Source organism: Stenotrophomonas acidaminiphila (genome assembly GCF_001431595.1).
GTDB lineage: Bacteria > Pseudomonadota > Gammaproteobacteria > Xanthomonadales > Xanthomonadaceae > Stenotrophomonas > Stenotrophomonas acidaminiphila.
Window position 1 is genome coordinate 74,048 of record NZ_LDJO01000033.1, and the last position, 7,702, is coordinate 81,749.

General features: G+C 72.2%; 4 protein-coding genes and 1 riboswitch. Of the genes, 2 read left to right on the plus strand and 2 right to left on the minus strand.

What is annotated here, in order from left to right; translation table 11 throughout:
• Nucleotides 1-22 precede the first annotated feature (22 nt).
• Nucleotides 23-3,445 carry a hybrid sensor histidine kinase/response regulator gene (locus ABB33_RS11775; RefSeq protein ID WP_056932239.1) on the plus strand — a complete coding sequence of 1,141 codons (3,423 nt, stop codon included), beginning with the start codon at nucleotides 23-25 and terminating at the stop codon, nucleotides 3,443-3,445.
• Between the two features lie 119 nt (nucleotides 3,446-3,564).
• On the opposite strand, the gene ABB33_RS11780 is transcribed toward ABB33_RS11775, so the two are convergent.
• Entirely contained in the window at nucleotides 3,565-4,146 is a 582-nt protein-coding gene (locus ABB33_RS11780) for a manganese efflux pump MntP (RefSeq protein ID WP_054668424.1), read from the minus strand.
• Nucleotides 4,147-4,154: 8 nt separating this feature from the next.
• Nucleotides 4,155-4,317: riboswitch (yybP-ykoY riboswitch) on the minus strand.
• 202 nt (nucleotides 4,318-4,519) lie between these two features.
• Here ABB33_RS11780 and ABB33_RS11785 point away from each other — a divergent pair.
• Complete coding sequence (locus ABB33_RS11785; protein WP_056932240.1) at nucleotides 4,520-6,988, plus strand: methyl-accepting chemotaxis protein; 2,469 nt, start codon at nucleotides 4,520-4,522, stop codon at nucleotides 6,986-6,988.
• Between the two features lie 60 nt (nucleotides 6,989-7,048).
• Here the strand turns inward: ABB33_RS11785 and ABB33_RS11790 are convergent.
• Nucleotides 7,049-7,702 (minus strand): response regulator transcription factor (locus ABB33_RS11790; protein ID WP_056932241.1); only part of this gene is annotated, 654 nt, incomplete at its 5' end.

The window sequence follows — 7,702 nt, forward strand, 5'->3', positions numbered from 1 at the left end:
CGGCCCGTCCGGAAACGCGTCCTTGGTCTCAAGCTGGATCCTGCTGCTGGTCTCACTCGGCTATGCCGCGCTGCTGTTCGGCGTGGCGTGGTGGGGCGACCATCGGCCGATGTATCCGGACCGGCCGTGGCTGCGGCCGGTGATCTACAGCCTTGCGCTGGCGGTGTACTGCTCGTCGTGGACCTTCTACGGCGCGGTCGGCACCGCGGTGCGCTACGGCATCGGCTACCTGCCGATCTACCTGGGGCCGCTGCTGCTGCTGCTGTTCGGCTGGCGCATCATCGAGCGGCTGGCGCTGATCGCGCGCAGCGAGAACGTGGTCTCCATCGCCGATTTCATTTCCTCCCGCTACGGCCGTTCGCGGCGGCTGGCCGCGCTGGTGGCGGTGATCGCGCTGATCGGCGTGGTGCCGTACCTGGCGCTGCAGTACAAGGCGGTTGCGATGAGCCTGCGGGTACTCACCGGCGACAGCGGCGGTGGGGGCGTGCTCACCGATCCGGCGCTGTACGTGGCGCTGCTGATGGCGCTGTTCGCCACGTTGTTCGGCACCCGCCAGGTGGACGCCACCGAGCACCACCACGGCATGATGCTGGCCATCGCCCTGGAATCGATGATCAAGCTGCTGGCGATGGTGGCGGTCGGGGTGTTCGCCTACGTCTGGCTGTCCGACCGCGGCACCGCGGTGGTGGCGTCGGCGCGCACCCTGTTCGAGGGCACGCCGCCGGTGGGCTTCGTTTCGCAGACCCTGCTCAGCTTCCTGGCGCTGATCTGCCTGCCGCGCCAGTTCCACGTGGCGGTGGTGGAGTGCGGCGACGTCGGCGACGTGCGCCGCGCGCGCTGGCTGTTCGGCGGCTACCTGGTCCTGATCTCGCTGATGATCGTGCCGATCGCGGTGGCCGGCAACGCCCTGCTCGGCGGGGGCGGCGTGGTCGACGACGCGCTGGTGCTGGCGCTGCCGATGAGCAGCGGCAACACCGCGCTGGCGCTGGTCGCCTACGTCGGTGGCTTCTCCGCGGCGACCGGCATGGTGATCGTGTCCTCGATCGCGCTGGCGACCATGATCAGCAACGATCTGGTGATGCCGCTGCTGCTGCGCCGCAGCGGCGACCACCGCGAGGCCGCCGACGTCGCCTCGCGCGTGTTGTGGATCCGCCGCCTGGCGATCCTGCTGCTGGCGCTGGTGGCCTACGGCTACTACCGCGGCAGCAACAACGACACCATGCTCGCGACCTACGGGCTGATGGCGTTCGCTGCGGTGGCGCAGTTCGCCCCCGGCCTGATCGGCGGCCTGTACTGGCGCGGCGCCAGCCGCCGCGGCGTCGGCACCGGCATGGCGGTGGGTTTCGCGCTGTGGATCTACACGCTGCTGCTGCCGGCGCTCAGCCATGGCGGCTGGCTGGACGTGGGGCTGGTCGAGCGCGGCCCGTTCGGCATCGGCTGGCTGCGGCCCGAACAGCTGTTCGGCCTGACTGGCTGGGACCCGCTGACCCATGGCACGTTCTGGTCGCTGCTGCTCAACTCCGCGACCATGCTGCTGGTGTCGATGCGCTGGCGCCCGGGGGTGGCCGAACGGCTGCGCGTGGCGCCGTTCCTTGAGCCATACGCGCGGCGCCCGGCGGTGGCCGGCGACTGGCCGGCGCACGTCAAGGTGCGCGACCTGCTGGCGCTGGCCACGCGCGTGGTCGGCGACGCGCGCGCGCGGCGCGCCTTCGTCGAACAGGCGCAGGCGCTGCAGCGCGAGTTCCAGCCGGCCGCCGCCGCCGACCGCGCCTGGGTGCAGTTCACCGAACGCCTGCTGGCCGCGTCCATCGGCGCCGCCTCGGCGCGCCTGCTGCTGACCAGCCTGCTGCGCGGTTCGGGCATGGACCTGGGCGAAGTGGTGGCGGTGCTGGACGAGGCCGGGCAGGAGCTGCGTTTCAACCGCGAGATCCTGTCCACCACGCTGGAGAACATCAGCGCCGGGGTCAGCGTGGTCGATCCGGACATGCGCCTGACCGCATGGAACCGCCGCTACCAGCAGATGTTCGGCTATCCCGACGGCATGCTCTACGTCGGCCGCCCGGTCGCCGACCTGATCCGCTACAACGCCGAGCGCGGCGAGCTGGGCGAAGGCGACATCGAGATGCAGATCAACCGGCGCATCGGCCACATGCGCGCCGGCACGCCGCACGTGTTCGAGCGTACCGGCGCCGACGGCAAGGTGATCGAGCTGCGCGGCCAGGCCCTGCCCGGCGGCGGTTACGTCACCAGCTACAACGACATCAGCGACTTCAAGCGCGCCGAGCAGGCGCTGCTGGAGGCCAACGAGACCCTGGAGCAGCGCGTGGCCGAGCGCTCGCAGGCGGCCGAGGCGGCGCAGCAGTCCAAGACCCGCTTCCTGGCCGCCATCAGCCACGACGTGCTGCAGCCGCTCAACGCCGCGCGCCTGTTCGCCTCGGCGCTGCGCGACGGCCTGCAGGAGGGCGACGAGCAGCGCCACCTGGCCGAGCGCGTGGACGCCTCGCTGCGTGCGGCCGAAGAGCTGCTCGACGGCCTGCTCGACGTGTCGCGGCTGGATGCCGGCGGGCTGCGTCCGACCGTCACCGATTTCGATGCCTCGGTGCTGGTGCGCGAACTGGCCGCGCAGTACACCCCGGTGGCGGCCGGGCGCGGGCTGCGCCTGCACGTATTCGCGCGCCAGGCGTGGGTGCGCAGCGACCGCCGCCTGCTGCGGCGGGTGCTGCAGAACTTCATGGCCAACGCGCTGCGCTACACCCGCAGCGGGCGCATCGTGCTGGCGCTGCGGGTGCGTGGTGGCCAGGTCGAGCTGCAGGTGTGGGATACCGGTCCCGGTATCCCCGAGCACCACATGCAGCAGATCTTCAACGAGTTCCATCGCTACCAGCAGCCGTTCGACTGGGGCGAGCAGGGCCTGGGCCTGGGCCTGTCGATCTGCCAGCGCATCTCGCGGCTGCTCGGCCATGGCCTGGATGCACGCAGCCAACCCGGCCGCGGCAGCATGTTCTCCATCACCCTGCCGCGCGTGCCGACGCCGGCGGTGGCGCCGCCGCCGCGCGCCATGCCGGCGTTCGGCGGCGACGAGGCGCTGGCCGGCCTGCGCGTGCTGTGCGTGGACAACGACCAGGAGATCCTCGACGGCATGCGCGCGCTGCTCGGCCGCTGGAAGGTGCAGGTGATCGCGGCCAGCACCGTGGACATGGCGCTGGAGAAGATCGCCGAGCGGCCCGACGTGATGCTGGTGGACTACCACCTGCACGACCGCATGGACGGGCTCGACGCGCTGGTCGCGCTGCGCGCGGCCGCCGGCCGCCCGCTGCCCGGCGCGCTGCTCACCGCCGATGGCCGCGACGAGCTGAAACGGCTGGCGCGCGAGCGCGGCTACCGGGTGTTGACCAAGCCGGTGAAGCCGGCCTCGCTGCGTGCCTTCCTGACCGCCCTGCGCTGAGGCCATCGCGCTGGCGGACCTGCCGGCGGCGCGATGCCGCCGGCGTGCCGCAGGCCGCCAGGCGGGTGCGTTGCAGCGGCCGGGACGCGGTGTGCCCGGCCGCCGCCGCGGCCCTGCGCTCAGGCCGCGCCGTGCAGGTGCTCGTACAGGATGCTGGCGCCGATGACGATCAGGATCACGCCGCCGACGATCTCCGCGCGCTTTCCGACCAGCGCACCGAGCACGCGGCCGAGCATGATGCCCAGGGTCACCATGACCAGCGTGCACAGGCCGATGACCAGCGCCACCACGCCGATGTGCACGTCCAGGAAGGCCAGGCTCACGCCGATCGCCGCCGCGTCGATGCTGGTGGCCAGGCCGGTGGCGGCCAGCGTCCAGAAGCGGTTGTGGCGGTTGTCGCCGGGTTCCTGGGTGTCCTCCTCCGCATCCGGTCGCAGCCCGGCGACGATCATGTGCACGCCCAGCGCGCCGAGCAGCACGAACGCGATCCAGTGGTCGAACGCTTCGACGTACTGCGACGTGGCGCGGCCCAGCAGCCAGCCGAGCAGCGGGGTGATGGCTTCGATCACGCCGAAGATCAGGCCGGCGCGCAGCGCGTCGGGCAGGCGCGGCCGGCGCATCGCCGCACCCTTGCCGATCGCGGCGGCGAAGGCGTCGGTGGACATGGCGAAGCCGATGAGAAGGATGGACAGAGGGGACATCGGGTTTTCCTGGCCAGGCGGACACGGACGGCACGCGGCGCGCCCGACCTGACGTTGCGCTCGCATGCCGTTGGTCTCGCCAACCGTGGAACCGGTCGCACGCGCCACGACGCAATGGTCGAGTGTGTTGACGCGTGCGCTTCCAGACGCTGGAAGCAGGCTACTCCCCAAGGGAGCGCGGATTCTAGCACGCCGCCGCGGCCGTCGCCGTGCAGGCGACGGCGGGCGAGAGCGGGGCTGACATGCTGCCGTCATCACCCGCTGGCTTCATTGCGCCGCGCGCGGCGACCGGAAGTCCCCCCGCTTGCGAGACGTCCTAAAGGTTGCGCGCCGGCGGCCGATCCAGAGGCGTCCCCACGCCCGGAGTCGTGCAATGAAGTTCCCGCTTGGAATCGCCCAGAAGCTGCGGTTGAGCCTGCTGGCGCTGGTGGTCGGCCTGGCCGTCATCGGCTCGGCCTATGCCTGGCTCAGTGCCGGCACCCGCGCCGCCGACCAGCGGCTGCAACGCTACCAGCAGGACGCGGCGCGGCTGGAGCGCCTGGCCCGCGCCTTCGCCGAGACCCGGCGCGCGCAGGCCGAGTATGCCATGTCGTTCTCGACCACCGCCGGGCAGGCTTTCGGCAAGGCGCGGGTGCAGCTGGGCCAGGCATTGGCGCTGGTGCCCGGCGCCGAACCGTGGCCGCCCGCGCTGGCTGCCGCGCTGCACGCCTACCTGGAATCGGCGCGCCTGCTGGACGAGCGCATCGACGAGCTCGGCCACGATGCCGACAGCGGCATGCAGGGCGAGCTGCGCGCGGCGGTGCATACCGTGGAGAACCTGATCGGTGATTACCGCGAGCCGGAGCTGCAGGTATCGATGCTGAGCATGCGCCGCTACGAAAAGGACTTCATCGCGCGCCGCGAACAGAAGTACGCCGACGAACTGGGGGCCGAGGCGATGCCGTTCGAACTGCTGCTGCAGCGCGCACGCATGCCGGAGCCGGTGCGCGCGCAGGTGCGCGAGGCGATGCAGCGCTACCAGGGCGCGTTCCTGTCCTATGCGGCGGCGCGCTTCGGTGTCGACAGCGAGACCCAGGCGCTGGACGAGTATGCCGCGCAGGTGGATCCGGTGATCCTGCGCCTGCAGCGCGACCAGCGCAGTGCGCTGCAGCGGCAACAGGCCGGGCAGGCCGCCGCGCGCAGCTGGATGAACGCCGCCTTCGCCGCCACCGTGCTGATCGTGGGCGTGCTGCTGGTGACGCTGCTGGTGCTGCTGCTGCGCGCCATCGACCGCCCGCTGGCCGCCGCCGCTGCCTTCGCCGGGGCCATCGCCGACGACCACCTGGATGGCACCCTGGTGGTGCGCAACCGGCATGACGAGATCGGCCAGCTCGCCACCGCGCTGATGCAGATGCAGGCGCGCCTGCGCGAACGCATCGCCAGCGAGCGCATCGCCGCGCTCGCCAACCAGCGCGTGCGCCAGGCGCTGGACGTGGCGCGCGCCGCGGTGCTGGTGACCGATGGCGAGGGCTGCGTGGTCTACGCCAACGATGCCCTGCGGCAGACCTTCGCACGGGCCGGCGTCGAGATGCCGGCCGCAACCGGCGCGGCGGTGGCCGCGCTCGGCCCCGACGTGGCCGCGGTGCTGGCGCGGGTGCGCGACGGCGGCGGCACCATCGACGCCGAGGTGGAGCTGGGCAACACCGGGTTCTGGCTGCGCGCCAGCCCGGTACTCGAGCAGGGGCAGGTTCTGGGGCTGGTGATGGAATGGCAGGACCGGCGCCTGGAGCGGGTGATCGCCAACGAGGTCGCGGCGGTGGTCGCCGCTGCCGCCGGCGGCGACCTGGAAGGCCGCATCGAACTGGCCGACAAGCAGGGGTTCGTGCTGGAGCTGGGCGGGCGCATCAACGCGTTGCTGGACAGCGTGCAGTCGCAGGTCGGCGACGCCACGCGCGTGATCGGCCACTTCGCCCGCGGCGACCTGAGCGCGCGCATGCGCACGGATGGCGGCGGCATCTACGCGCGGCTGCGGCAGGGGCTGGAAGTGGCGATGCGCCAGGTCGGCGCCATCGTCTCCAGCATCCAGCAGTCGGCCGGCAGCGTACAGGCGGCGGTGGCCGACATGGCCGGCGGCACCCGCGAACTGTCCGCGCAGGTCCAGCAGCAGGTCGACGACGTGCATGACGCGCTGCAGCGCGTGCGCTCGGTGGCCGGGGAGGCGCGCGAGAACGCCGACAGCGCGCGCCACAGCGCCGAGATCTCCGAGGCCGCCAGCATCGCCGCCGAGCGCGGGCGTGAAGCCACCACCGCCGCGGTGTCGGGCATGGAGCGGCTGCGCGCGTCTTCGCGCCACATCCGCGAGATCGTCGCCACGGTGGACAGCCTGTCGTTCCAGACCAACCTGCTGGCGCTCAATGCGGCGGTGGAAGCGGCGCGCGCCGGCAGCCACGGCCGCGGCTTCGCGGTGGTCGCCGGCGAAGTGCGGCAGCTGGCGCAGCGCTCGGCCGAGGCCTCGCAGCAGATCCGCACGCTGGTGGATGCCTCGCTGCAGCAGGTCGAAGCCGGCGCCCACCTGGTCGACAGCAGCGGCGAGGCGATGCAGGACATCGGCGGCCGCGTGCAGCAGGTGGTGGCGGCGATGGCGCGCATCGACGCGGCGTCGGCGCGCCAGGTCAGCGCGGTGGACGACGTCGAACGGCTGCTGCGGCGTATCGGCGAGGGCACGCGCCAGAGCGACAATGTCGCCCGGGCCTCCTCGCAGGCGGCTTTGGCCATGCGCGAGCAGGCGCAGGACCTGGCGGCGGCGGCGGAAACATTCGTGCTGGGCGGCCACGACGCGCCGCGGCCGGCACGCGTGGCCTGATGCCGGGTGCGGTGGCGGGGTGGCGGCAGCCCGCGCCACCGACGGCACGCAGGTGCCGGCTCAGTCCTCTTCCGGCGGCAGCACGATGCTGTCGTCGTCGATGGCCAGCTTGCCGGCCATCAGCACCGCCTGGGTGCGGTTGGTGACGCCAAGCTTGCGCAGGATCGCGGTGACATGCGCCTTGATGGTGGCCTCGGACACGTTCAGGTCGTAGGCGATCTGCTTGTTGAGGCGGCCGGCGCCGAGCATCTGCAGCACCCGGAACTGCTGCGGGGTCAGCTCGCGCAGGCGCTGGCCCACCTCGCGCTCCTCGTGGTCGGTGGGCGGCACGTTGTGCGCCTCCGCCGGCGCCCAGCGCTCGCCATCGAGGATGGTGCCCAGGGCATGGCCGATGGTGTCCGAATCGGCCGATTTGGGAATGAAGCCGAACGCGCCATGGTCCAGCGCACGCCGCATCACCGTCGGCTCCTCGCGCGCGGACACCACCACGATCGGCAGCTGCGGATGCAGCGAGCGCAGGTGCACCAGCGCGTTGAAGCCCTGGGCACCGGGCATGTTCAGGTCCATCAGCACCAGGTCCGCGTCGGGGTGCTGCTCGGCCAGCGCATACAGCGCCTCGACGCTGTCGGCCTCCAGCAGCTGCACCCCGGGAATCACCCGCTGCACCGCCCCGCGCAGCGCTTCGCGGAACAGCGGGTGGTCGTCGGCGATGAG